20 protein-coding genes are annotated in these 24346 nt (G+C 62.8%); 8 read left to right on the top strand and 12 right to left on the bottom strand.

The genetic code is table 11. The features are described from left to right. Complete coding sequence (locus KCN53_RS12710; RefSeq protein ID WP_088712103.1) at nt 1-459, top strand: CYTH domain-containing protein; 459 nt, start codon at nt 1-3, stop codon at nt 457-459. Nucleotides 460-474: 15 nt separating this feature from the next. Here the strand turns inward: KCN53_RS12710 and ubiG are convergent, their stop codons facing one another. The 4 genes from ubiG to KCN53_RS12730 are packed head-to-tail and all read right to left on the bottom strand — an operon-like array spanning nt 475 to nt 5695. Beyond that, nucleotides 475-1203 carry a bifunctional 2-polyprenyl-6-hydroxyphenol methylase/3-demethylubiquinol 3-O-methyltransferase UbiG gene (gene ubiG / locus KCN53_RS12715; RefSeq protein ID WP_088712102.1) on the bottom strand — a complete coding sequence of 243 codons (729 nt, stop codon included), beginning with the start codon at nt 1201-1203 and terminating at the stop codon, nt 475-477. A gap of 16 nt (nt 1204-1219) precedes the next feature. After that, on the bottom strand, nt 1220-3355 hold the full coding sequence (locus tag KCN53_RS12720; RefSeq protein WP_224199652.1) for a penicillin acylase family protein: 2136 nt from the start codon (nt 3353-3355) through the stop codon (nt 1220-1222). A gap of 19 nt (nt 3356-3374) precedes the next feature. Then, the gene (locus tag KCN53_RS12725) at nt 3375-4859 is read right to left on the bottom strand and encodes a glycine betaine ABC transporter substrate-binding protein (protein ID WP_224199654.1); all 1485 of its coding nucleotides are present in this window, start codon (nt 4857-4859) and stop codon (nt 3375-3377) included. Next, the gene (locus KCN53_RS12730) at nt 4856-5695 is read right to left on the bottom strand and encodes an ABC transporter ATP-binding protein (RefSeq protein ID WP_224199656.1); all 840 of its coding nucleotides are present in this window, start codon (nt 5693-5695) and stop codon (nt 4856-4858) included. Before KCN53_RS12730 ends, KCN53_RS12725 begins: the two co-directional genes overlap by 4 nt. A gap of 81 nt (nt 5696-5776) precedes the next feature. Here KCN53_RS12730 and KCN53_RS12735 point away from each other — a divergent pair, with 81 nt between their 5' ends. The 3 genes from KCN53_RS12735 to KCN53_RS12745 all read left to right on the top strand — a co-directional run bounded on the left by KCN53_RS12735 (nt 5777) and on the right by KCN53_RS12745 (nt 11039). Beyond that, nucleotides 5777-6412, top strand: coding sequence for a hypothetical protein (locus KCN53_RS12735; RefSeq protein WP_088712101.1), 636 nt, complete (start codon nt 5777-5779; stop codon nt 6410-6412). Between the two features lie 158 nt (nt 6413-6570). Further along, nucleotides 6571-9144 carry an ATP-dependent chaperone ClpB gene (clpB, locus tag KCN53_RS12740; RefSeq protein ID WP_088712100.1) on the top strand — a complete coding sequence of 858 codons (2574 nt, stop codon included), beginning with the start codon at nt 6571-6573 and terminating at the stop codon, nt 9142-9144. A 113-nt stretch (nt 9145-9257) separates the two neighbouring features. Next, on the top strand, nt 9258-11039 hold the full coding sequence (locus KCN53_RS12745) for a sensor histidine kinase (protein WP_088712099.1): 1782 nt from the start codon (nt 9258-9260) through the stop codon (nt 11037-11039). Between the two features lie 88 nt (nt 11040-11127). Here the strand turns inward: KCN53_RS12745 and KCN53_RS12750 are convergent, their stop codons facing one another. From KCN53_RS12750 to xseA, 6 genes are all read right to left on the bottom strand, one after another. Continuing rightward, nucleotides 11128-11412 carry a hypothetical protein gene (locus KCN53_RS12750; RefSeq protein WP_143712207.1) on the bottom strand — a complete coding sequence of 95 codons (285 nt, stop codon included), beginning with the start codon at nt 11410-11412 and terminating at the stop codon, nt 11128-11130. A gap of 36 nt (nt 11413-11448) precedes the next feature. Continuing rightward, nucleotides 11449-11733, bottom strand: coding sequence for a hypothetical protein (locus KCN53_RS12755; protein ID WP_088712097.1), 285 nt, complete (start codon nt 11731-11733; stop codon nt 11449-11451). A 130-nt stretch (nt 11734-11863) separates the two neighbouring features. Next, nucleotides 11864-14845, bottom strand: coding sequence for a TonB-dependent receptor domain-containing protein (locus KCN53_RS12760; RefSeq protein WP_088712096.1), 2982 nt, complete (start codon nt 14843-14845; stop codon nt 11864-11866). A 245-nt stretch (nt 14846-15090) separates the two neighbouring features. Continuing rightward, complete coding sequence (locus KCN53_RS12765) at nt 15091-15864, bottom strand: M23 family metallopeptidase (protein ID WP_172406207.1); 774 nt, start codon at nt 15862-15864, stop codon at nt 15091-15093. A 197-nt stretch (nt 15865-16061) separates the two neighbouring features. Continuing rightward, on the bottom strand, nt 16062-16280 hold the full coding sequence (locus KCN53_RS12770) for a DUF2093 domain-containing protein (protein WP_088712095.1): 219 nt from the start codon (nt 16278-16280) through the stop codon (nt 16062-16064). A gap of 41 nt (nt 16281-16321) precedes the next feature. Next, on the bottom strand, nt 16322-17737 hold the full coding sequence (xseA, locus tag KCN53_RS12775) for an exodeoxyribonuclease VII large subunit (protein WP_088712094.1): 1416 nt from the start codon (nt 17735-17737) through the stop codon (nt 16322-16324). 44 nt (nt 17738-17781) lie between these two features. Between xseA and purD the strand changes: the two genes are divergently transcribed. Next, nucleotides 17782-19041, top strand: a complete 1260-nt coding sequence (purD, locus tag KCN53_RS12780) for a phosphoribosylamine--glycine ligase (RefSeq protein ID WP_088712093.1) — start codon at nt 17782-17784, stop codon at nt 19039-19041. Between the two features lie 13 nt (nt 19042-19054). Here the strand turns inward: purD and KCN53_RS12785 are convergent, their stop codons facing one another. Further along, complete coding sequence (locus tag KCN53_RS12785) at nt 19055-19885, bottom strand: oxygenase MpaB family protein (protein WP_088712092.1); 831 nt, start codon at nt 19883-19885, stop codon at nt 19055-19057. Nucleotides 19886-20019: 134 nt separating this feature from the next. On the opposite strand from KCN53_RS12785, the gene KCN53_RS12790 reads away from it, so the two are divergent. From KCN53_RS12790 to KCN53_RS12800, 3 genes are read left to right on the top strand one after another with little or no spacing between them, the layout of a single operon-like run. Continuing rightward, nucleotides 20020-21093 carry a phosphotransferase family protein gene (locus KCN53_RS12790; RefSeq protein WP_088712091.1) on the top strand — a complete coding sequence of 358 codons (1074 nt, stop codon included), beginning with the start codon at nt 20020-20022 and terminating at the stop codon, nt 21091-21093. Beyond that, nucleotides 21093-21809 (top strand): dienelactone hydrolase family protein, encoded by a 717-nt coding sequence (locus KCN53_RS12795; RefSeq protein ID WP_088712090.1) that lies wholly within the window; start codon nt 21093-21095, stop codon nt 21807-21809. Before KCN53_RS12790 ends, KCN53_RS12795 begins: the two co-directional genes overlap by 1 nt. Further along, complete coding sequence (locus tag KCN53_RS12800) at nt 21806-22924, top strand: endonuclease/exonuclease/phosphatase family protein (protein ID WP_088712089.1); 1119 nt, start codon at nt 21806-21808, stop codon at nt 22922-22924. Before KCN53_RS12795 ends, KCN53_RS12800 begins: the two co-directional genes overlap by 4 nt. 6 nt (nt 22925-22930) lie before the next feature. On the opposite strand, the gene KCN53_RS12805 is transcribed toward KCN53_RS12800, so the two are convergent. Further along, nucleotides 22931-24247 (bottom strand): hemolysin family protein, encoded by a 1317-nt coding sequence (locus KCN53_RS12805; protein ID WP_088712088.1) that lies wholly within the window; start codon nt 24245-24247, stop codon nt 22931-22933. Between the last annotated feature and the right edge of the window lie 99 nt (nt 24248-24346).

A 24346-nucleotide genomic window follows, 5' to 3' on the forward strand; every position in this document is an offset into this window, starting at 1 on the left:
ATGGGACGGGAGATCGAGCGGAAGTTCCTCGCGGCCAGTGACGGCTGGCGCGCAGGCGCAGCGAGCACGATGCCGATCCGGCAGGCCTATTTCGACGCGGGCGGCGATTTGTCGATCCGGGTGCGCGTGCTGGGCGACGACGAGGCGGTGATCACCATCAAGGGCGGCGGCAAGAACACCGAGCGTTCAGAATTTGAATACCCCATACCTGTCGAGGATGCCGACGCGTTGATGGACCTCGCGCCCACAAACCCTATTCGCAAAACCCGGCACAAGGTTCCCGTCGGCGGCTCGACATTCGAGGTGGACGAATTCCACGGTCGTCATTCCGGCCTGGTGATAGCCGAACTCGAACTCGAAGCGGCGGATGCCCCATTTCCGCGACCGGACTGGCTGGGTGAAGAAGTGACGGGTGACGAGCGCTACTACAACGCCGTGCTGGCCAGGAACGAGAGCTGACCGAGCTAGACCCGACTAGAGCGGCCGCGCTGCCCCGATATAATTCACCCGCTTGTCCGGCCCCAGCGCAAAGCCCGTACCCGGCGCGTAGTTGATCCCCCGGCAGTCGAAGACGTCCAGATCGGCCAGTGCAAGTGCGGAGGTCAGTTCCTCCGGCGTCAGGAACCTGTCCCAGTCATGCGTGCCGCGCGGAAGCAGCTTCAGGACCCATTCGGCGCCCAGGATCATCACCCCGAAGCTCATCGCCGTGCGGTTGGGCGTCGAAAAAATTAGCAGGCCGCCGGGCTTCAGAAGAGCCCGCAGGCTTTTCAGAAACGCCGGAACGTCCAGAACATGCTCGACGACCTCCATGCAGGTGACAAGGTCGTAACGCCTATCCTCGCGTTCCAAGACGTCGGTCGTCGCGAGACGATAGTCGATCTCCAGACCCTGGTCCGCTGCATGAGACCTTGCAACGTCGATCGAATCGGACGCGGCATCGATCGCCGTCACCTCGCCGCCCAGCCGGGCGAGACATTCGGATAGAATGCCGCCGCCGCATCCGACATCCAGAACCTCGCACCCCTCTAGCCACCTGCGCGCGCTCGTATCGAGCTGCCACTCGGCGCCTGCGACTTCGCAGATATATTTCAGGCGTACCGGATTCACCTGATGGAGCAGTGCAGAAGAGCCTTTGCGGTCCCACCATTCGGCGGCCATGCCGGAGAAGAGTTCGGCCTGGGCGGGATCGACGGTCGTACTCATCGGACTGTCTCCTTGGTCATCTTTTCCCATCCCCGCTTCTGGCATCGCCGGGACGGTAAATCTCCGCGGCGCGGGCGCGCACGGCGGCTTCGTCCAGAAGTACAGGCTTCCATTCTTCCCTGGCGAACATTTCCACCTGGCTGTTGTAGTGCGGCGTGCCGGGACGTTCCACCGCGCTGCCGAACTGGTGGATCGACGACGACTTCAGCTCGCCGTCCGCCTGCCATTCGACGAGCATGATAAAGCTGTCGCCGATCGTGCCCCGCAGGCGCCCGTCCGGTTCCTCCGCATAATAGATTGCCCTTAGCGCCTCCGGACCGCCGGTCGTCCCCACATCTGCCGACCCGCGGCGAACGCGCAGAACGTCCTGCAAGGGCGGGTCGAGGCGGCCGAAATGTAGAAGCAGCTTTTCCGTCGCGCGCGACAGCGTCTCAGCTGCACCGCCCATCTCCTCGCCCTGATAGCCGCGCCGGGCGCCGTCCTGCATGACGTAGGCAGCAAGCGCGTCGGCGTCCCCTTCGCCGTCGAGAGACCAGTCCCAAGTGGCAAGGAGGCGCTTTGCAGCCTGTTCATCCTCCGACTGCGGCTCTACGGCCATCAGCAATTTCCACCACCCGGCGGGCCAGCCGGACGGGTCGCGCGAATAGCCCTTGTCGAATTTCAGCGCGAGCAGCTCCTCGCGCGACAGCCGGCCATCCTCGTCCTCTCGATAGATTTCCATCATCCGAAGCGCCCGGTTCGTGACCCGGTCCTCCACGCCCAGTCGTCGGGGATAGTCCTCCGGCCTCAGATTGTCGGCGTCGGCGCTGGCCACCCAGGGGGAATTGTTCGCATTGGCGATGAAGCCCGACGGAGGATTGTAAAGCGCCGGGATTTCCTCTGGCTGCACATAGTCCATCCAGAGGGCGTCGGGGTCGTCGCCCGGAAGGACGCCGGCCCAGTCGTAACCTTCGGCCCGCTGCGGAAAGCTGGCGTTGTAAAGGAGCCCGATATTCCCGGCCTCGTCCGCATAGACGAAGTTTGTCCCGTGAACGGCCTGCATTGCCATCACGTCTTTCCACTCGGCGAAGTTTTCAGCCTTCGGCAGACGGACATATTGCTCGATGCCGCGCGCATCGTCGATCCCGGCATAGCGCACGGCAAAGGCGCCCCGGGCATTGACGATGACCGGGCCATGGACCGACCGGTGAACTGTGCGCGGAACGGGCACTGTCAGCGGACCGAAGCCGACGCGCAGCCAGATGCGCCGGGATTCCAGCGGCAACCATTCCTCTCCGAACCGGTAGCGTTCCCCGCTCTCGTCGAGAACGAGCCTGTAGGTATCTACGAGGTCGGGCCGGTTCACGGTATTTGCCCAGCCGAGATGACGGTTGTGGCCGAGGAGCGGAAAGGGCGAGCCGGGGAAGTTGGCTCCTGCGAAATTCAGACCCTCATCCGACTTCACATGTAGCTCGTACCACGCGACGGCCCCCGTCCAGGGCTGGTGCGAATTGATGACAAGGCGTGTTGCGCCGTCGGTCGTACCGGACGGCGACAGCGCGAAGGCGTTCGAACCCTTTTCCTCGGCCACGAGAGTGACGGGCGGGCGCGGCGGAAGCTCTCCCGCGACCAGCGGCGAGATCACGCCATCAAGACCGTAGAAAAAGGGTGAGCGGAGAACGAAGCCCGTCACCACGTCGATACCGGTTGTCGGAAACAGGCTCATTCGCTTCACCTGCCCGGGATTCGCCTCCGCAAAGGCATTGAGCCCGGCCGCATAGGCTTCCACAATGGCCCGGGTCGCTTCACTCAGCTTGGCATAGTCGCGTGTGGCGGTCTCACGTGCGCCCAGCAGGTGATAGGCGAAGTCGATTGCCGCTCCATCGGCGCCCGCTACCGTGCCGTAGCGCCCGCGCGTCTGCAGAACCACGTCCTGAAGTGTCGTGAAATCGTCTTCGGCATGTGCCCAGGCGACGCCGTAAGCGACATCCGCATCGGTGGCGCCGAACACATGGGGCACGCCGAACTCGTCGCGTACGATTTCGACATCATAGTCGCGGGACGGCGGCGGCGCGTAACTGGCTGCTGTCAGTGGTTCCCACAGCATCAGCGCAAGGACCGCCAAGGCCAGAACCAGAAGAGCACCCAGCAGCGCCCGGCTCGCAATCGACACTATTCCCTGTCCCCCAAGATCAGGAGCGCGCCTGCTTCAGGCGCAGACCGCGCGGTGTTACCCACCGTTCTGCAGCGTCGAACAAGCCCTGGATCACCAAGGCGAGCGCGGCCGCCGGAATGGCACCTTCAAGGATCAGCGGCGTGGACGCAAGGCGGATGCCGGTCAGGATCGGCTGGCCGTACCCCCCGGCACCGATGATCGCGCCAAGCGTGGCAAGGCCCACCGCGATGACAGCTGCCGTCTTGATACCGGCCATGATGGTGGGAGCCGCCAGCGGCAGCTCGACCCGGCGGAGGCGGGCCCGGCGAGACAGGCCGAGCGCATCGGCGCTGTCTAGAAGCGCAGCCGGAATGTTGGTCAGCCCGGAATGTACATTCCGGACGATCGGCAGCAGCGAATAGACAAACAGTGCCGCGATGGTTGGCACAAAGCCGATGCCCAATAGCGGAATGAGGATGACGAAGAGCGCCAGGCTGGGAATCGTCTGAAGGATTCCGACGGCGCCCAAGATCAAATTTCCGAAACGCGGCAGGCGCGCGGCGAGGATGCCGACGGGGAGCGCAATCAGAATTGCGGCGCCAAGCGCGATGCCGACCAGCGCGAGATGTTCGAGCGTGCGCGCCCAGATACGCGCGGCCAGTCCGGCCTCGGCACTGTCATCCTCAACCGCGGTCCCGGTGACCCGCGAGACCACCTCTGCCGCCAGGACCCCTTCATCCTCGCCGCCGAACTGGGCACGGCCGTTGATCTCCTGCATCGCCGCTTCGTCGAGCGCGCCTGCAAGCCCTTCGAGGGCGGAGACGGCAGCGGAGGGCAGATCATCGCGGTAGAGATAGACGGCATCATAAGTCGGGAAGTGTTCGAGGTCGTCCTCAAGCAGAACGAGATCATGTTGAGCGATCTGCGGGTCGGTCGTGTAGGCATCGATCAGGTCGGTCTCGCCGCTCGCAAGCGCGCGGTATCCGAGATCATGCAGCAGGCCGCGCACATTGCCATGCGGCAGTCCGTAGGCAGCCTTCAACGCCCGCCAGCCGTCGGCGCGGTCGAGGAACTCGTTTTCCACCCCCCAGATCAGGTCCGGATGATCCTTCAGGTCGCTGACGGTCCGGACGCCAAGTTCTGCGGCGCGCTCGGGCATCATCGCGATGGCGTAATTGTTGGAGAAGCCGATCGGCTCGGTGATGCGGAGCCCGCGACTGGCAAGGGCTGCCACCAGATCACCGTGACTTTCGATCCGCTCCGACGCGAGCGTCTGGTAGCGTAGCGTGCCGGTATAGGCCGGATAAACGTCCACCTCGCCCGCAATGGCGGCGTCGAAGACGACGCGCGTCCCCCCAAGCTCCTGTCTGTGACGCACAGGCTCGTCGGTTCCCTGCGCGATGGCGAGCCGCGCCATCTCGCCCAGAATCACATTTTCGGTAAAAACCTTTGACGCGACCGTGATTTCCGCCGCTGCCGGGGTCGCGAAAAGCATTGCCAGGAGGCAGAGAAAGATCCTCACAGCAACGTCTCGGCTTCGATGAACTGAGTGACGAAGGGATCGGCCGGCGCGCGTTCGAACTCCTCGTAACTCCCTTCCTGCACCACGGACCCGCCGCGCATCAGGACCAGCCGGTCGGAAAAGAACTGCGCCTCCGACAAGCTGTGCGTGACCAGAACGACGGTCGTTCCCAGCGTCTCGATGATCGTCTTCAATTCCTTCGCCAGCTCGGCCCGAATGATCGGATCGAGTGCGGAGAGCGGTTCGTCGAGCAGAAGCACATCGGGCTCGAGCATCAGTGCCCGCACGATTCCCACCCGCTGCTTCTGACCACCGGAGAGCTCGGCCGGATAGCGGTCCAGCTGCGCGCGGTTTAGATGAGTGAGGTCCGCCAACTCCTCGATCCGGGCCTCGGTCTCGGCCCGGTCGCGCCCCAGCTCGTGGCTCATCAGCGCGACATTTTCCCGCGCGGTGAGATGGGGAAAAAGACCTCCATCCTGCACAACATATCCGAGGCGGCGCCGCACGCCACGCCAGTCGGTCACGACTTCGCCGTCGAATCTGACTTCGCCTTCAGGTGCGACGAGGCCGGCCAGCACCCGCAGCAGCGTCGTCTTCCCCGATCCGGAGGGACCGATCAGAACCAGTGTCGCGCCCGGACGCACGTCGAGACTTACCGGCCGGAGAGCGACTGTCTCGCCGTAGCGGACCGATACGTTGTTCAGGGAAAACACGGGCGGAGCAAAGCCGATGCCGGGCGTCTGAGCAACCCGCAGGCGGGCAAGCGACCTGCCGAAGCGTCGGCTGAGCTTACATTCGCAGCGCGTCTCTGACGGTGCCGACAGCCGCTCTACCACGCTTTCAGATGGTTAGCGGAACAGGCACGGGACTTGCTTACCCGAGCGGCGGGGGGACCGAAAACTCTGTAGGAAACACAGATGCGAGTTCTTCGGTTCATCGCCGCCAGCCTTCTGGCGGTTTCGTCCGCGCCCGGTTCGGCGCTTGTTATAACTTCGGACAGTCTCTCGATCCTGGGAGACGGAAACACGGGATCCTCCGTAGTCCCTATCGACTTCGCCCAGATCGGGGGAGACGGCAGCAGCATTTCCAGAGCAGTCGCCGAGTTCGACATTTCGGTCTTCGACGAGGACACGAAAGTCACGCTGAGCTTCGTCGTCGACGAGGCCAATGGCTGTTGCGGCCAGGCCACCTTCGACGGCTTCTTCGGTCTCGTTCAATATGAGGGCGACAATCTTCTGGAAGTGGCCGACTATCAGGCCACGTCCCTCGGCACGATCGCCAACCTCCCCATCTCCGGCGCGACGACCTCCGCAGGCGACCGGTTCGAACTGGATGTCACCCAGTCGTTCAATTTCGCGGTACAGCAAGGCCATGAGGCATTCGGGGTCATCCTGTTTCACACGCCGGAATCGACTGCATCGCAAAGCTGGGGATTTTCCAACTTCGCGCTGGAGCTGGAAGAAGCGAACATCGCGGTCCCCGGGCCGGGCTCGCTGGGCCTGCTGGGGCTTGCACTCTGCCTCTTGGGATTCAGCCGGCGAAAGTTCGCCTAGACCGGTTGACGCCTCTCGCCTCTGCCCGGAAAGTCCACGGGACACCTTCTTGTGTTGCATAAACGACACACTATATCGTTTTGGCAACGATTTCCGGGCAGGGGTGAGCTGGCTGCCAGCCTGCTCCGCTCAGAAGACGAGACCAGGGGTAAGGCTGTATGAATATCGAGAAATTTTCCGACCGGGCGAAAGGCTTCCTGCAGGCGGCCCAAACCGCTGCGGTCCGAGAGAGTCACCAGCGGGTCGAACCGGTGCATCTTCTGAAGGCACTCCTGGACGACGAACAGGGCATGGCCTCGGGACTCGTTTCAAAGGCCGGGGGGGATCCGCACACAGCGATCCAGCTCACCGATCAGGCCCTGTCCAAGATCGCGAAGGTCAGCGGCTCCGGCGCACAGGATGTCAGTTGGGGTGCCGACACGGCGCGAGTGCTCACCCAGGCCGAAGAAAATGCCGGTAAGGTCGGCGATACCTATGTGACGGTGCAGCAAGTCCTCCTGGCACTGGCCCTCGCCCCCGGTGAAACGGGCAGTATCCTCAAATCTGCGGGCGTGACCCCGCAGGGGCTGAACGACGCCATCAAAGAGCTGACGGGCGGCCGCACGGCCGATACGGCATCGGCCGAGAACCAGTATGACGCCCTGAAGAAGTTCGCCACCGATCTAACCGAAAAGGCGCGCGACGGAAAAATCGACCCGATCATCGGCCGTGACGAGGAAATTCGCCGCACGATCCAGGTCCTGGCGCGGCGCACGAAGAACAACCCCGTGCTGATCGGCGACCCCGGCGTCGGCAAGACCGCCATTGCGGAAGGGCTGGCGCTGCGCATCGCCAACGGGGACGTTCCCGACGGCATCAAGAACCGCACCCTGATGGCACTCGACATGGGCGCGCTGATCGCCGGCGCAAAATATCGCGGCGAATTCGAGGAACGTCTGAAGGGCGTTATCGACGAAGTGAAGGGCTCGGATGGACAGATCATCCTGTTCATCGACGAGATGCACACCCTTGTGGGCGCGGGGAAGACCGACGGCGCCATGGATGCGTCGAACCTGATCAAGCCGGCGCTGGCGCGCGGCGAGCTGCATTGTATCGGTGCCACGACGCTAGACGAATATCGCAAATATATCGAGAAAGACGCTGCCCTCGAGCGTCGCTTCCAGCCGGTGGTGATCGACGAGCCGTCCGTGGAAGACACCATCTCCATTCTGCGCGGCATCAAGGACAAATACGAGCTTCACCACGGCGTTCGGATCACCGACGGCGCTCTCGTATCCGCAGCGCAGCTATCGCACCGCTATATTTCCGACCGGTTCCTGCCGGACAAGGCCATCGACCTGATGGACGAGGCCGCCTCCCGCATTCGCATGGAGGTGGAATCGAAGCCCGAAGAGATCGAAAATCTCGACCGGCGGATCATCCAGCTGAAGATCGAAGAGGAAGCGCTGAAGAAGGAAAGCGACGACGCCTCCGCCCAGCGCCTCGACAATGTCCGAAAAGAACTTGCCGATCTGGAGGAGGAGTCGGCGTCCCTCACCCAGCGCTGGCAGGCCGAAAGAGGGAAGATCGACGCCGAGCAGCGACTGAAGGAAGATCTCGACCAGGCGCGCATCGAACTGGAACAGGCGCAGCGGGCCGGCGACCTTCAGCGGGCCGGGGAGCTCAGCTATGGCGTGATTCCGGACCTTGAGCGGCGCGTACAGGAAGCGGCCGAGGCGTCCGAAGGCGCCATGCTGCGCGAGGAAGTGACGGCGGACGACATTGCCTCAGTGGTCGCGCGCTGGACGGGCATTCCCACCGACCGCCTGATGGAAGGCGAGCGCGAGAAACTGCTGAACATGGAAGAGGTGATCGGTCAGCGCGTCATTGGCCAGACCGATGCGGTCGAGACCGTATCACGCGCCGTTCGCCGCGCGCGGGCGGGCCTCAAGGACCCCAACCGGCCGCTTGGCAGCTTCCTGTTTCTGGGTCCGACCGGCGTCGGGAAAACGGAACTGACGAAAGCGCTCGCGGAATTCCTGTTCGACGACGCAAACGCAATGGTGCGCATCGACATGTCGGAATTCATGGAGAAGCATTCGGTGGCGAGGCTGATTGGCGCCCCGCCGGGCTATGTCGGCTATGACGAAGGCGGCGTGCTGACCGAAGCGGTCCGGCGCAAGCCCTATCAGGTCGTTTTGTTCGACGAGGTCGAGAAGGCCCATCCGGACGTCTTCAACGTGCTTTTGCAGCTTCTAGATGACGGTCGGCTATCGGACAGCCACGGCCACACGGTCGACTTCTCGAACACGATCATCATCCTCACCTCGAACCTGGGCTCCCAATATCTTTCCGAACTTCGTCCAGGCGGCGACGTTAGCGAAGTCGAAGACCAGGTCATGGAGGTTGTCAGAGGGCATTTCCGGCCGGAATTCCTCAATCGGCTGGACGATATCATCCTCTTCCACCGATTGGCGGAGGAACATATGGGACCGATCGTCGAAATCCAGCTCCACCGGGTGCAGAAGCTGCTGGCGGACCGCAAGATCGAACTCGACCTGACGCCGGAAGCACGCCAGTGGCTCGGCCGCGTTGGATACGATCCTGTCTACGGCGCCCGCCCCCTGAAGCGCGCAATCCAACGCTATGTCCAAGACCCGCTGGCCGATCGGATCCTGGCGGGCGAAGTTCCGGACGGGTCCGTGGTCACCATCGACGAAGGCGAAAAGGAATTAACCTTCAGCGTAGCCTAAAGAAGACAGTGGTGTTGCAGATTGGCACGGGGCCACTTCGCGACTAGGGTCGAGACGCTGCCGTATTGAAGCGGCGCGTAGGGTTCGGCTGAAAAGCAGCGGGGGGCACTTGTGTGACACGGGCCTTAGCCTGGCTTGATGGACTGCTGTCCAAGGGCATTGCGGCGAGAGAGCTTGCCGGGGAGCGGCTTTTTGCGAGCTTCTACCTGCGCCAATCCTACCTCAACCTAGCATTTCTCGTGCTGGGGTGGGCAGCTGCCGGCCGTGTTCTGTGGGGCGACCTTCCTCATCGACTAGGCGAAATCTGGACCATCGCCACCGGCTTGCTGCTGATTGGCGAATTTGTTCGCAGATGGCGGGACAACCGCGGCCAGCTTACCACAGCGACAGCGCAAAATCTCCTCAACCGGGCGCCGCTCGTCTTCGCCGGGCTGGGCATAGTCTTCGGCGCAGCGGCCTTTGCATTTCCCTACCTGCAGTTCGCCGACAGGCTGGCGCTTGCCGTCATCACCTTTGCGGTCGTTGCGGCCACGGCGGCCACGCTCGGCGCCGCCCCGCGAGCCGGAGCAGCCTTCATCGCCTGCGCCTGGATCCCGTTCCTGCTGCTCCAACTGCTGAACGCGCAAGGGATCGGGTGGCTCTTCGTCACGCTGGGCACCTTGTACATGGTCGTCATGCTGATCAGCCTCCGTCTGAACCGCCTGAGCTTCAAAGCAGAAATCGCCATTCGCGAGGAAGTCCTCCAGGCAAGAGCCGATATAGACACGGCGTGGCAGACATACCGAAAGTCCCAGCATCTGTGGCAGGAATATTCCGGGTCGGCCGAAGCCTTCGCCCTGTTCGACGAAGACTGCCGCCTCCTCCTCTGGAATGACGAATATCGCCGCCTTCTCGGCGTGGGTCCGGACGACCTTTCTTCCGGGACGTCGCTAGGGGAGATTCCCGCGCATCAGCGCACGACGCTGACCGAATTCGAACAGTGCCGAACGCAGGGGCGGTTCGACACCGCCAAGACGCAGACGCTCGAGCGCGAGGGACGCTGGTATCGGAGTACGATCACGCCGCTCGCCAGCGGCCATGTCGTGGTATCGCATACCGACGTGACGGAATTGAAGGCGAATGAGGCAAAGCTGCTCGCCCTTCGCGACATCTTGCTGACGGAACGAAACCGCGCCGAAGCGGCGAACGAGGCGAAGTCTGAATTCTTGGCGAAGATCAGCCACGAACTGCGCACACCGCTGAACGCCGTCATCGGCTTCGCGGATCTGATGGCGCAGGATTATGACCGCGGGCGACACAATCCGGAGCGGCATGTGGGTTATGCCCGGCTGATTTCCGACAGCGGTCGCCACCTTCTGACAATCGTCGAAGACCTTCTCGATCTCACGCGGGTGGAAAAAGGCCGCGTACCGCTCGAGGAAAGCGAAGTTGATCTAGTCGAACTCGTCCAGAGTGTGCGCGTGCTCGTGACCGCGCGCCGCACGTCGCCGGAGGCCGAGTTTCATGAAATCTATCCGGACGACGCCGTGCTGCTTTGGGCGGACAAGCGCCTGCTGAAGCAAGCGGTCATGAATCTGATCGAGAATGCAGTGAAGTTCAGCCCGCAGCGTCCGCACATCGAACTGAAAGTCGATGCGCCGACGAACGGGCCCGCGACTATCATCGTCAGCGACAACGGAATTGGTATTCCGGCCGAGATGATCGAGGAAGTCAAAGTGGCCTTCGTCCAGCTGGAAGGCAGCGAAAACCGCAAATTTGGTGGACTGGGCCTCGGGCTGTCGTTGGTGAAAGAGTTTGTCGGCCTACATGGCGGACAATTGTCGCTCGAGTCCGAACCCGGCAGGGGGACATGCGCGACGATTACTCTTCCGCGTGAGCGGCGCCTGGGCGCCTGAAACCAACCCAGTTGGACAAGACCGGTTCAGAGAGATGTGAACGGCTGGTCCAGTAAGAAGAAGGGGGCCGGAGCCCCCTTCTTCCGTGCTAGTTGGATAGCTCAAGGAAACCGTTTCTGGCAGAATCGACAATAGAGCGCGCGCCCGAGCGGCCCTGAAGCCGTGCAACTTCCCACTCATGGTTCGTCATACAAACTTCTTTGCGCTTGGCAAGGCTACCGATCACCTTCAACCGCTTGCAGCGAAGATAGTTGGGATCGCTCTTATCGAGGCCCTCATTCGCCTCTTCGAGCGACACTTCCTTCGGCTGCGCGAACGTCGGGGCAGCGACCAGCATGCCGGCGGCAAGAGCTAGGGACACGAATTTAGTCACAGATTGTCTCCTCGATTATTTCTGCGGGCATGAAGCCTAGTTTGAGCCCGGTAGGGCGCCAGGCATACCGGAGTCCACGATCGCACGCGCACCCGAGCGGCCACGCACACGGGCTTCCTCCCACTCGCGATTGGTCATGCAGACTTCCTTCCGCTTGGTGAGCGAGCCGATGACCTTCATCCGCTTACACCGGAGGAAGTTCGGATCGTCCCTCTCCAGGCCCTCATTGGCTTCTTCGACCGAAACCTTCTCGGTCTGCGCATAGCTTGGCGCGGCAAGAAGCAAGCCAGCGGCCAGCGCCGTCGAAATAAACTTCGTCATAAGTATCTCCTCCGGATCAATCCCCGTCCGGGTAAAGTCCCCATCCACAAAGTGCACCATAGTGGATTGAGGCGCATAAAAAAAGGGCGCGCCCCAAAGGACGCGCCCTCTCTTAACTTGGCGATGCGACTTAGAAGCGGAGCTTCGCCGTCACGCCGTAACGGCGACCAATCGCGTCGTAAGTCGACGGATAGGTGTTACCGCTGTTGTAGGCCGTCGAACCGATGTCCGAGCCAACGATCGGCGGCTTCTTGTCGAACAGGTTCTGCACCGTGAAGGTCAGCGTGACCGGCTCAACCGCATACTGCATCGACAGGTCGAAGTAGCTGAACGAGTCGATCTGCGTGAAGTCCACGTCGCCAAACAGCGGGGAGTTGCCGACAAAGGCTTCGCCGTTTTCAGCGATATCACGCGGTTCCTGCTCGACGCCGTCGAGGAAGCGCCACAGCAGCGAGGCGTTCAGGCTCTCGCCGAAGAACAGCGTCGTGCGCTGGTTGAACACGAACTCCGGCTGGATCGAGCCACAGTTCACCGAGTAGAATCCGACGCAATCGCGGAACTGAGCGTCCGGGGTGGACTGGAACTCGTTCTTGAACGTCCAGGTTCCCGTGAAGCTGAGGCCCAGGCCGACCGTATCGGTCAGCTGAGAATCATAGTTCACCGTAGCATCGATACCATCCGTCTTGAGCGTACCAAGGTTCGACTGTTGCAGGATCACACCGGGGGTAGAATCCGGCGAACCGTCGAGACCGCCCGTGAACGGGTTACGCTCGATGAGCTGACAGAAATCGTTGGTCGAGTAGTTCAGATCGCCACCGAAGTAACAGCCCTGAATGATATCACCAACAGTCGGAGACGAGATCGCGTCGGTGATCTCGATGTTGAAGTAATCGACCGTCAGGGCCAGGCCGGGGACGAATTCCGGCTGCAGCAGCAGACCGACCGACCAGGTGGTGGCCTCTTCCGTACCGAGGTCCGGATTACCGCCCGTGGTGATGTTGATCTGACCCGCCGCCGGAGCGAGAATGCCGCCGGCGTTCACAACCGCTGCCGGAGCGCCCTGAGCGATACAGAGAGCTGCGAGAGCAGAGTCGTTGACCGGGGCGTCGAGCTGACAGGGGTCGTTGGCCAGGTTGTCAAGGCCGGTAACGACCGGAAGGAAGAGTTCACCGATGTTCGGTGCACGGGCTGCCTTCTGGAAGTTACCACGAACCGTCGCGCCGTAGAACGGCGTCCAGGAACCACCGGCTTTCCAGGTGAATTCCGTGCCAGCGGTCGAGTAGTCGGAGTAACGAGCACCCAGTTCGAGGGTCAGTTCCTCGAAGCCAGGCGTTCCGGCCAGCAGCGGAATGTAAAGCTCACCATAAAGGTCCTTCACATCGTAGCTGCCGTCGACGTCCGGTGCGGCGCCGCCGCCACCGACGACTTCACCCGGGGTCTGCGAGGCTTCGTCGGAGATACGAGTTGCCGTGAACTCGCGGTACTCGGCACCGATGGCGAAGGCGATCGGCTCTTCGGCGACACGGAAGTCGCCAAAGTCGCCCGTGATGGACGCGTTGACCGTCTTGATCGTCGCCTGGTTGATCACCTGCTGGGTCAGACCGAACACATAGTCCGCACCGTCCGCGTTCAGAGAACCGCCAGGACCAAAGATGTCGAGCGGAATACAACCGCCGCTCTGGTCGATACACTGCGCCCCGCCGGATCCATCGGGAATGGCCAGGAGAGCGGGCTGCAGACGCGAGAAGCGAGCAAAGCCGCCCTGGCGCTGGATACGCTCGGACTCACCGTAGGTGCCGTAGATATCCCAGGAGATATTGTCGGTGATGTCACCACGGAAACCCGCGACATAGTTGAACAGCGTCGTCGTGAAGTCGGAATTACGCGTACCGGCTTCGACTGTACGGCGGCGAACCTGGGTGTCGAATTCGACATAGTCCGGGTTCGTGGAACCATCGGCGAGCGTCGGACCGAATTCGGTCGAACGACCGGCGGCACATTCCGCAGCGGTCAGGCCGAGACCTTCGCAGAAGGCATCGACAAGGCCGTCGCCGAGGAACGGGTTGTTGAGGTTCAGGCGGTACGTGTTGAAGAAGGAGCCGCCCGGCGCGATGATCGTGCTGACGGTCTGCTTCGAGAACGCACCCTGCGTGTAGAACTCAACTTCCGGAACCAGCTCGTAACGCGCGCTACCGAAGATGTTGAACCGATCGAACGGCGTCTGGAAGATGTTGAACGGGTTGAAGTTGAACAGCGTCAGATCGTTGGTAAAGCCACGATCCTGCGTGATCTGGCCAGCACCACCCGGAACCGGCCCGACGATCACGGCCGGAACGGCGTTCGACGAACCAGACGCTTCACCCGAGAAGGACCCGACGTTGAATTCGGAGAAGTCGCGGTCACCCTGATAAACAGGATCCTGCTTCTGGTAGCCGATGGAGAAGACGGCGTTACCGCGACCATCGTCGAAATTCGCACCGATGGTGCCTTCGAGACGGTAGGTCTTGGCGTCACCCTCTTCAGCGATCTGCATGTTGCCGACCAGCTCGGCGCCCTCGAAATCGTCCTTCGTGATGAAGTTCACGACACCCGCCACGGCGTCGGCACCGTAGGTCGTCGTCGCACCGCCGGTCAGGATGTCGGTACGCTCGATCACCGCGAGCGGAATGGAGTTAAGGTCGACGCGGCCCGTCGTGTCGGCCGGCACGAAGCGGCGGCCGTCGAGAAGGACCAGGTTACGCACGGAGCCGAGACCGCGCAGGTTGACGAACGACGCACCGCCGTTGCCGTTGTTGACCGCGGAGCCGATGCTCGGAACCGCGCCCGGAAGTTCGCGGATGAACTGCTCGGCGGTGTTGGTCTGGCGGTAGGCCAGCTCTTCTTCGCCGATCACGGTGACCGGGCTGGTCAGCTCGAGGTTCGGATTCGAAATGCGCGAACCCGTAACGACGATGACGTCGCGGGTAACAGGAGCGTCGCTAAGTGCGTCGGGTGCGGTGGTGATGGTCTCATCCTCACCCGCGTCCTGCGCAAGCGCCGGAGCGACGACAGCCGTCGCCGCGACCAGCGCGGTACTCGTGCGGAGAGCCGCACGGAAGATTGATTTGGTCACGTCCCAATCCCTCTCTTAAGATCTTGAACTGCCTGCGCCCCTCAGGCCGAGAGAACCTGCTCTCTCTTTGGCTGGAAAACTTCCCCCTCCGACAAAAGAAGCGCAATCCCTGTGCCGATATCGGCATGGCTGGGCATGTAGATGTCGTTTCGTGAAGCTGTAAAGCGCTCGTCACAATGGAATGGCCTATGGGCGTCACACTGTGTTCTGGTAGCAACAGTGCCGGAACGAGCCCGGCCAATGGCCTATTGTTGCGCGAGCAGCATAGCCGGATCGAAGCGCACGCCGTTCCACCACAGCCCCCAGTGTAGGTGAGGACCGGTGGCACGTCCGCTTTGTCCAACCCTGCCGATGAGCTGACCCCGCTCGACCTCCTCGCCTGTTTCGACACCAAGGTCGGACAGGTGCAGGAAAGCCGAGTAGAGCCCCAGGCCGTGATCGAGGATGATGAGGTTCCCCTCATAGGAATAGCCGGGGCCCGCCAGCACGATCGTCCCGCTGGCGGGAGCCACGACGGGGTCACCTATCCCTCCGGCGAAATCGGTCCCGGAATGAGGACTGCGCGCGACATCGCCGTAAAAACGCTGGGCGCCGAAGACGCTGGTAATCTCCCCGGCCACTGGCCTGATGAAATCTTCCGTCCAGCCATCATGCTTGCCGGGAGTGGCGCGAGCCTCCCGGATCTTACGGAGCTCGCGGGCCCGGCGGCGCTCGAAAGCAGGATCGGCTTCGAGAGCCGTGGTCGTCCTTGCCGGAAGGTGGCTCTCGGGAAAGTCCGTGGGGGCTAGAGCAAAGCTCTCGGTCAGCGTCTCCCCGTCCGCATAGCGAACGGTCAGTTCGGCCTTGAGCGAGTCGTCCCGGCCGAAAGCAATGAAAAAGCGGCCGTCGTCGAGGATAGGGACGGGTTCACCGTTCAGCTCGACAGTCCCGACCGAACCGCCACGAACTTCCCCTCTCGCCCAGCCGCCCTGGGCAAGGCGACCGGTCAAGTCGACGGCGCGTACTTCGTCCGTCTGCACGTCTGCAGCTTTGGCTGTGCTAGCCTCGCCCCTCGACGAGTTGGACGTCTCCGCCCTTTGGGCGGGTCGCCGGGGCTCAGATTGGACGGCGGCCCCGGAACTCTCCGCGTCTCCATCGGAGCGCGCCGACTCCGGCGCATCCCCGCAACCGGCCAGGGTGAATGCCAGCGCGGCGGGGACTACGCGAAAAGCCGACCTCAAAGGTCTCCCCGCTGGCGCGCTTCGGCATAGCGGACATTCGCGGTCTCGGCATTCTTGTAAGCTTCCTGAAGCTCGTGGCTCCAGTAACGCAGATCTGCGAGCGGGATCTTCTCCCCGCTTACGGCACAGAATACATGATCGCCAGCGGACACCACGCGAAAGCTGCCAGACTGGTAGTCGAGGCGCGCGAGCCGGTCTTTTCCGAGTTTCAGCATGCAAACGATTTAGGCATGCCCGGCGGCGCGCTCAACCAAAGTTAGAAAAGTTGCCGCTGACCGCCGGACGGCAACGGCTTGGCCGGCGCTTTCTTCCTGCCTTTTGCCGAACCGCGAACAACATCCACGTCTCCGTCGGAGAAGGACAGCTTCAGTCCCTGCGCCTTACCCGCGGCGGCCGCCGACGGGACCACATCCCCGGAGGCATCCCTGACGAGCGCAAACCCGCGGGAGAGCGGCGCCTTCGGATCGAGCGAGGCGAACAGCCTGACGAGATCTTCGAGCCTGCGCACCGCTCGCCTCTCTGCGGTGTCGAGTAGATGCGGAGACAGGCGGCCTCCAAGACGGCGATAGTCTGCGCTCGCCGCCTTTACCGCTGTCATGCCGGAAGACCGGAGACGCTCGGAGAGCATGGAGAGCCGCTCGGCCCTAAGTGCGAATATTTCTCGCGGCGCGGGAAGGCGCGCTGCCAGGTCGTCCAGCCGCTGCTGCCGCATTTCCACAAACTGTCCCGGATCGCCGAGCCGAGCCGCCAGCATCTGCCCCCGCTCGGTCCGCCGGGCTAGCCCCGCCAAGACGCCGCCTTCCAAGCGCGCCGCCTGGTCGGCCAGCCACGCCCCCAGTTCCGCACGAACCGGAACCGCGCGCTCCGCCGCCGCGGAAGGCGTAGGCGCGCGGTGGTCGGCGGCAAAGTCGCAAAGCGTCGTATCGGTTTCATGCCCGACTGCGCTGATGGTCGGTATGGCACTTGCGGAGACCGCCCGCACCACAACCTCTTCGTTGAAGGCCCACAAATCCTCGATTGATCCGCCGCCCCGCGCGACAATGATCAGGTCCGGCCGCTGTGTCTCGGCCAAGGCGTTGAAGCCCGCGATCCCGGCAGCGATCTCGGCCGCAGCGCCCTCCCCCTGTACCCTGACGGGCCACAGAAGAACGTCGCGGGGGAAGCGCTCCGAAAGCCTGTGCATCATGTCGCGAATCACCGCCCCGGTCGGCGACGTCACAATGCCGATGCGCTGCGGAATGAACGGCAGGCGACGCTTTCTTTCCGAAGCGAAAAGGCCCTCGGCGGCAAGGGCCGCGCGGCGCTTTTCGAGTAGCGCCATGAGGGCGCCCGCCCCGGCGACCTTCATCCTGTTCACGACGATCTGATATTTCGATCGGCCGGGATAGGTGGTGACACGCCCTTCCGCGATCACGTCCAGCCCATCTTCCGGGTCGAAGTCGAGCGAGGCTCGGCCCGAGCGCCACATCACCGCATCGATGCAGGCATTCTCATCCTTCAACGTGAAATAGGCGTGGCCCGAGGCGGGCACTTTCCAACCAGAAATCTCTCCGCGCAGCCGCACATGGCCAAAGCGGTCCTCGACGGCACGCTTCAGCTCGGTCGACAATTCCCCGACCGTGAATTCATAGGCGTTTGAAGGCCCCTCGGCTGGTGGTGCATCGCTTGCCATCGTTCGGTTGTTATGGAGGCGGCAGGCAGGCTACAAGCCGCGCCATGAACCTATTGCTGATCGGCGGCGGCGGCCGCGAACATGCGCTCGCCTGGAAATTGGCGCAATCCCCTCTCCTTACCAAGCTGTTCGCAGCCCCGGGAAATCCCGGGATTGCGGAACATGCCGAATGCACAGACCTCGACATTTCCGATCATCGCGCCGTCATCGAATTTTGCGGCAGGCACGACGTGGAACTCGTCGTCGTGGGCCCGGAACAGCCGCTCGTCGATGGGCTGGCGGACAGTTTGAAGCGGGCGGGCATTCGCTGCTTTGGACCTTCGGCTGCAGCAGCCCGGCTGGAAGGGTCGAAGGGTTTTACGAAGGATCTGTGTGCCAAGTACGACATTCCGACTGCTGCCTATGGCCGCTTTACGGATGCCGCCGCCGCCAAGGCCTTCCTCGACGGACGGTCACCCCCCTTCGTGATCAAGGCCGACGGGCTCGCGGCCGGGAAAGGAGTGGTGATCGCAGAGGACCGCGCCGCCGCGGATGCAGCACTCGACGACATGTTCGGTGGTGCGTTCGGCGGGTCCGGCGCGGAAGTCGTGATAGAGGAATTCCTCGAGGGGGAGGAGGCAAGCCTGTTCGCGCTCTGCGACGGAAAGACGGTCGTCCCGCTGGCAGGCGCTCAAGACCACAAACGGGTGGGCGACGGCGATACGGGTCCGAATACGGGGGGAATGGGCGCTTATTCCCCGGCGCCCATATTGGACGACGCGATGACCGCCCGCGTGATGCGCGACATTGTCGAGCCTACGGCGCGAGCCATGGCTGCCGAAGGCGCGCCCTATGTGGGGGTCTTATATGCCGGGCTGATGATCGGTCCCGATGGCCCCCAGCTTATCGAGTATAATTGCCGTTTCGGCGATCCCGAATGCCAAGTGCTGATGAAGCGCATGGATTCGGACCTTCTGCCGGCGCTGGTCGCCGTCTGTGACGGGACGCTCGCCGATATCTCGGTCGCCTGGCGCAGCGAGAGTGCGCTGACCGTCGTCATGGCCGCAGAGGGCTACCCTGGCACACCCAAAAAGGGCGGTGAGATTCGGGGGCTTGATACTGCGGAGGCGTCAGGCGCGACAATATTCCATGCCGGCACGAAGGTGGCAGACGGAAAACTGGTCGCGAATGGCGGACGGGTTCTCAACGTCACGGCCACGGGGCCGTCGCTGAAAGTCGCCGCGGATACAGCCTACAAGGCCTGCGCTGCCATCCAGTGGGAAGACGGATTCTATCGCCGCGACATCGGCCACCGCGCCCTCTGACGGTCAAGGCGGATCAGTTTCGGCTTGCCGCCATCGCCCATCCGACCGTTCCGACCAGGGCCTTCGCGCCGGTTCGAACGGCAAGCCGCTCGCCGGGCCGAAAGTGAATGCCGTGAATGTCCTCTGCCCAACCGGGCAGAAGATCCGAACCCGCCCGCATGATGAGCGACAGGGCGGGCTGAAGCGCAGGATTCCCGGCCCGGTGTTCGAGCAGGAAACGGCGCACTTCGCGGGTTCTCCGGTCGGCAGCCAGATCGCCTCGGATGTCCCGCAGGAAGGCCTGGGCCTCGCCTTCGCTGGCGGGCACATCGCGGCCGCCGAGCCGTTCGGCGACGACCACATTTTCAGCGAAATAGCGGTCCGCCTCGCTGGAAGAAACGCGCCCCCGATACCGACGGTAGGCCGCCAGAAAGCTGCTCAGCTCAGTGATGTGAACCCAGTTCACAAGGACCGGGTCGTGGGCGCTGTACGATGTGCCGTCCGGCAAGGTTCCCCGCACCATTCGATGCACCTTCAGAACACGTGCGATGGCGGCATCGGCATCCTCCTGACGCCCATATGTGGTGGCCGCGATGAACCGGGCGGTACGCCGCAGGCGGCCGAGCATATCTTCACGAAAATTGGAATGGTCCCACACGCCGGCGAGCGCGCGCGGATGGAGCATCTGCAACAGCAGCGCCGAAACACCGCCGATCATCATGGCTGCCACATGGCCGTGAATCCGGCGAGACACGGCATCCGCCGCGAACAGACCGGGGCCCGGCTCGAAACTGTCGCTGCCGTCGGAAGCCGGAGCGAACATGGTACGGATTTCCGAGCCTATCGCCCGGGCAAGAGGATTCATGGTACATACCCTAACGCTTAAGGCGAGGCCGCGGACAAGCGACCAAATGTCCCTTCCACCCCCTTCATTTTGCGCACCTTCCCTTCTCAACGTGCAAATGCCACACAGGCCGCCAACGAATGAGGGAGGCGCCCATGACAGATAAACAAGCGCAATTCGCAGGCACGCAGGAAGTGCGCGAGGCTCACCGGTTCGACGAGAAACGGCTCGCCAACTGGATGGAGACGAACGTCGAGGGATATGAAGGTCCGCTGACGGTCGAACAGTTCAAGGGCGGCCAATCGAACCCGACTTACAAGCTGCTGACCCCGAAGAAGAATTATGTCCTGCGCCGAAAGCCGCCGGGCAAGCTGCTGAAATCCGCGCACGCGGTCGACCGCGAATATAAGGTGATCACCGCGCTTCATGCCCAGGGCTTCCCGGTCGCGCGTACCTATGGACTGTGCACCGACGAGGAGGTCATCGGCACCTGGTTCTACATCATGGACTGCGTCGACGGCCGCATCTTCTGGGACACGACCTTCCCGGAGATCGATAAGGAAGAACGCGGCGCCTATTTCGACGCGATGAACGCCACGATCGCCAAGCTTCACAGTTTCGATCCAGACGCGATCTGCCTCGGCGATTTCGGAAAGAAGGAAGACTATCTGGCGCGGCAGATCGGTCGTTGGAGCCGGCAGTATAAAGATGATGCCGAGGCGGGCCGGTTCGAGGAAATGGACAAGCTGTGCGAATGGCTGCCCGCCAACATCCCGGATGAGGGACCGGCGCGCGTCGTTCATGGCGACTATCGCTGCGACAACATGATCTTTCACCCCACCGAACCGCGGGTCATCGCCGTTCTAGACTGGGAACTCTCGACATTGGGCGACCCGCTCGCGGACTTCACCTATCATCTGATGATGTACCGCATGCCTCCGACCGAAACGGCGGGCCTCGTGGGGCGCGACCTTAGCGAACTCGGCCTCCCGACCGAGCAGGAATATGTCGAAGCCTATATGAAACGCACCGGCATCGAGACCCTGCCCAACGTCGACTTCTACATGGCGTACAACATGTTCCGGCTCGCCGCGATCGTCCACGGCATCCGCGGACGCTATCTGCGCGGCACCGCATCGAACAAGCATGCCGCCGCCATGGCAGAGAGGGTTCAGCCGCTTGCCAGCCTGGCCTGGGAGCAGGCGAAGAAGGCAGGAGCCACCGACTGATGACCCGGCGTCACGAAGCAGAAATTCCGGCGGGATCGGTCACGTCGAAAAGCCTGTTCGTGATGCCGGACGCCGATGCTCCCGTACCGGCGGTGCTGATCCTGCCGCAATGGAGCGGCCGGTCACCGGCGGAGGATAGCTTTGCGGAAAAGCTCGCTCAGCTTGGCTATGCCGGCATCGCCTGTGACCTCTATGGGGACGGCCGGCGCGGCACGAGCCAGGCCGAGAATCAGGCTCTCATGCAGGTTCTGCTGGACGACCGCGCGGAACTGCGCCGACGGCTGCTTGACCTTATGGAAGCGGTAGGGGCCTCGCCCGACATCGACAGCGACCGGCTGGGTGTCGCCGGCTTCTGTTTCGGCGGACTTTGCGCCTTGGATTTGGCACGGGCCGGCGCCGACATTCGCTGCGCCGCCAGCTTTCATGGCCTGTTCTCGCCGCCCGAGGGTTTGGACAAGCCGAAGATCAAGGCGACGATCGCAGTCTACCACGGGTGGGACGATCCCATGGTTCCGCCTTCCGATGTAACGTCGCTGGCAAAGGAGCTCAGCGACCGACAGGCGGACTGGTACCTGATGGGGTTCGGCCATGCCGTCCACGCCTTCACGAGGCCCGATGCAGGTGACGACACCTCAGCCGGCATAGCCTATGATGCGCATGCGGACCGCCGCAGCTGGCGAGACTTTACCGACCTGCTGGAGGACCGGCTTCAGTGAGTTCGCGCTTGGCGAAAGGGCTGCGACTTCTCTCCCAGATCGTCCTCCTGGTGCTTCTTGTCGCGGGAGCCCTGCCGCTCTTGGACGTGGACATCTGGTGGGTGCGAAGCCTGGAGTTTCCGCGCCTCCAGTTCATGGTTGCCGCGATCCTTGCCGCAGTCGCCGTCGCGGTCTTCACGCGCCGCTCCACCTTCTTGTGGCTAGCCGTAGCCGCGGCAGCCATCGGCCTGCAGCTTGAACGCATCCTGCCGTACAGCCCGCTTTATCCCAGCGGCATGCCGGATATCGAGCATTGCGAAGCGGAACGCGAGATTTCGGTCATCGTCGCCAACGTCCTGCAGGATAATCGCCACTATCGCAGAACGCTGAACGAATTGAATGCCGTGGGCGCCGATGTCATCCTGGCCTTGGAAACCGACCAGGCATGGCAGGAAGCCCTGGCACCTCTGCGCGCGGACCTGCCCTATGGTTCGGCTGTCCCCCTCGACAACACATATGGGATGATCCTCTATTCGCGCTTTCCGCTCGTAAGCGAGACGGTTCGATATGTGGTGGAGCCGGACATTCCCTCCATCCTTGCCGAGTTCAGCCTGCCGGAGGGGCGAACGGTCCGCTTCGTGGGCCTGCATCCGCGCCCTCCGCTTCCGGGCAAGGATACCGGTACGCGCGACGCGGAAATCGTTCTGGCGGCAGGCGACGTTACCGCTTCGCCTCATCCCACCATCGTCGCAGGCGACATGAACAACGTTCCCTGGTCGGAGACGTCGGAGCTCTTTGCGTCGCTCGCGAAGGTCAAGGAAACCCGCGAAGGACGGGGGAATTACCCGACCTTCTTCCCCGGTGTACCCGGCCTGTCCTGGCCGCTCGACAGCATCTACGCGACGAACAATTTCGAACTTCTGGCAATCGAAACGCTGGATCGGCACGGCAGCGACCACGAGCCGCTCTACGCCGCGCTTTGCCTGACCGACCCCGACCCGCCCTACGAGGAGCAGGATGCGCGCGACCCGGCGCTGAATGAAGAGGCGATCGAGGAAGTCCAGGAGGGGCTTGAGCAGCAAGCGGAAGAAGTCGCGAAGGGTGAGGACGAGACGATGACCCCGGAAGCCGACTGACCGGCCCTATTCCTTTTCTTCCTCGTCCTGCGGAATGGCGAGAACCTTGTCGATCTTGTGACCGTCCAGATCGACGATTTCGAACTGACAGCCATCGAATTCGAATGTCTCGCCGACATGCGGGATGTGCGTGAGAACCGCGAGCGCGAAGCCGGCCACGGTCTCGAAGTCGCGGTCATCGGGGTCGGGGATGCTGATGCCGAGCCGGTCGGCCATCTCGTCCGCGTGCATGGCCCCGGAAAGAAGCCACGATCCATCCGGACGCTCAACGGCCGGCTCGCTTGCGCCCTCGTCGATGTCGGACTGGAACACCCCGGCGATCGCCGACAGCAGGTCGGAGGGCGTCAGAACCCCCTCGAAATGGCCATATTCGTCGTGAACGAGACCCATGGGTATGTCGGATTTGCGAAGGATATCGAGAGCGTCCGAGGCATCCATCACGTCGGGAATAAGGGGCGCGGAGCGCACGAGAACGGACAGGTCCAACGGGTCGTCGTTCAACAGCGCAGAAAGAACATCGCGCGCCTGCAGCACCCCGACGATGCGGTCGACAGTACCGTCTGCAACGGGAATACGCGTATGCGGGCTTTCCGCCAGATGAGCGCGGACGGCCTCTGGCGGCGCATTGGCATCCAGCCAGTCGATTTCGGTGCGCGGGGTCATCACGCCCCGCACCGGCCGGTCGGCAAGGCGCATGACGCCCGAGATCATCAGCCGCTCCGTTTCCTCGATGGCTCCGGACCGCTGGGCTTCCGCTACCAGCAGATGAAGTTCCTCGGCCGTAACCCGTTGTTCCGTCTCGCCGCCCTGACCGGCAAGCCTCAGAAGGAGGCCGGTCGTCTTGTCGAGCAACCAGACGAACGGCGCGGCTATCTTGGCAAGCACCGACATCGGCGCAGCGATCAGTGCCGCCAGTTTTTCGGGTGACTGGAGCGCGATCTGCTTTGGGACAAGCTCGCCCACCGTCAACGTCAGATAAGTGATGAGAGTGACGACGAGAACCAGGCCGATATTTCCCGCCAGGTCCGGAGAAACGCCCGCATCTACGAGCACGAGCCCTACCGGCTCGGCGAGCGTCGCACCCGAATAGGCACCGTTCACGATGCCGACGAGAGTGATGCCGATCTGAACTGTGGAGAGGAACGGCCCGGGTTCGCGGTGGAGACCCAGTGCTGTTTCCGCTCCCCGAGTCCCGCGATTGACCATCGCCTGAAGCCGCGTCTCACGTGAGGAAACGATCGCCATTTCCGACATGGCGAAGACGCCATTCGCGGCGATCAGGGCAAGGATGATGAGAAGGTCGGTCCAGGGAAATGTCGTCATGATGCAGGCGGCTCTGTACCCTCAAGGACGCTATTTGGCGATTCCCGAACAAGCAGGCTGGATTCTTCTCGTCATGCGGGAAAAGACTGTGGGAACCCC

The organism is Pacificimonas aurantium (genome assembly GCF_020092905.1).
In the GTDB taxonomy this organism is placed as follows: domain Bacteria; phylum Pseudomonadota; class Alphaproteobacteria; order Sphingomonadales; family Sphingomonadaceae; genus Pacificimonas; species Pacificimonas aurantium.

Bases quoted from the DNA above. Each gene is read 5' to 3' on its own strand.
- KCN53_RS12710 (WP_088712103.1), top strand. From the start codon at position 1: ATGGGACGGGAGATCGAGCGGAAGTTCCTCGCGGCCAGTGACGGCTGG.
- ubiG (WP_088712102.1), bottom strand. From the start codon at position 1,203: ATGAGTACGACCGTCGATCCCGCCCAGGCCGAACTCTTCTCCGGCATG.
- KCN53_RS12735 (WP_088712101.1), top strand. From the start codon at position 5,777: ATGCGAGTTCTTCGGTTCATCGCCGCCAGCCTTCTGGCGGTTTCGTCC.
- clpB (WP_088712100.1), top strand. From the start codon at position 6,571: ATGAATATCGAGAAATTTTCCGACCGGGCGAAAGGCTTCCTGCAGGCG.
- KCN53_RS12755 (WP_088712097.1), bottom strand. From the start codon at position 11,733: ATGACGAAGTTTATTTCGACGGCGCTGGCCGCTGGCTTGCTTCTTGCC.
- KCN53_RS12770 (WP_088712095.1), bottom strand. From the start codon at position 16,280: ATGCTGAAACTCGGAAAAGACCGGCTCGCGCGCCTCGACTACCAGTCT.
- xseA (WP_088712094.1), bottom strand. From the start codon at position 17,737: ATGGCAAGCGATGCACCACCAGCCGAGGGGCCTTCAAACGCCTATGAA.
- purD (WP_088712093.1), top strand. From the start codon at position 17,782: ATGAACCTATTGCTGATCGGCGGCGGCGGCCGCGAACATGCGCTCGCC.
- KCN53_RS12785 (WP_088712092.1), bottom strand. From the start codon at position 19,885: ATGAATCCTCTTGCCCGGGCGATAGGCTCGGAAATCCGTACCATGTTC.
- KCN53_RS12790 (WP_088712091.1), top strand. From the start codon at position 20,020: ATGACAGATAAACAAGCGCAATTCGCAGGCACGCAGGAAGTGCGCGAG.
- KCN53_RS12795 (WP_088712090.1), top strand. From the start codon at position 21,093: ATGACCCGGCGTCACGAAGCAGAAATTCCGGCGGGATCGGTCACGTCG.
- KCN53_RS12805 (WP_088712088.1), bottom strand. From the start codon at position 24,247: ATGACGACATTTCCCTGGACCGACCTTCTCATCATCCTTGCCCTGATC.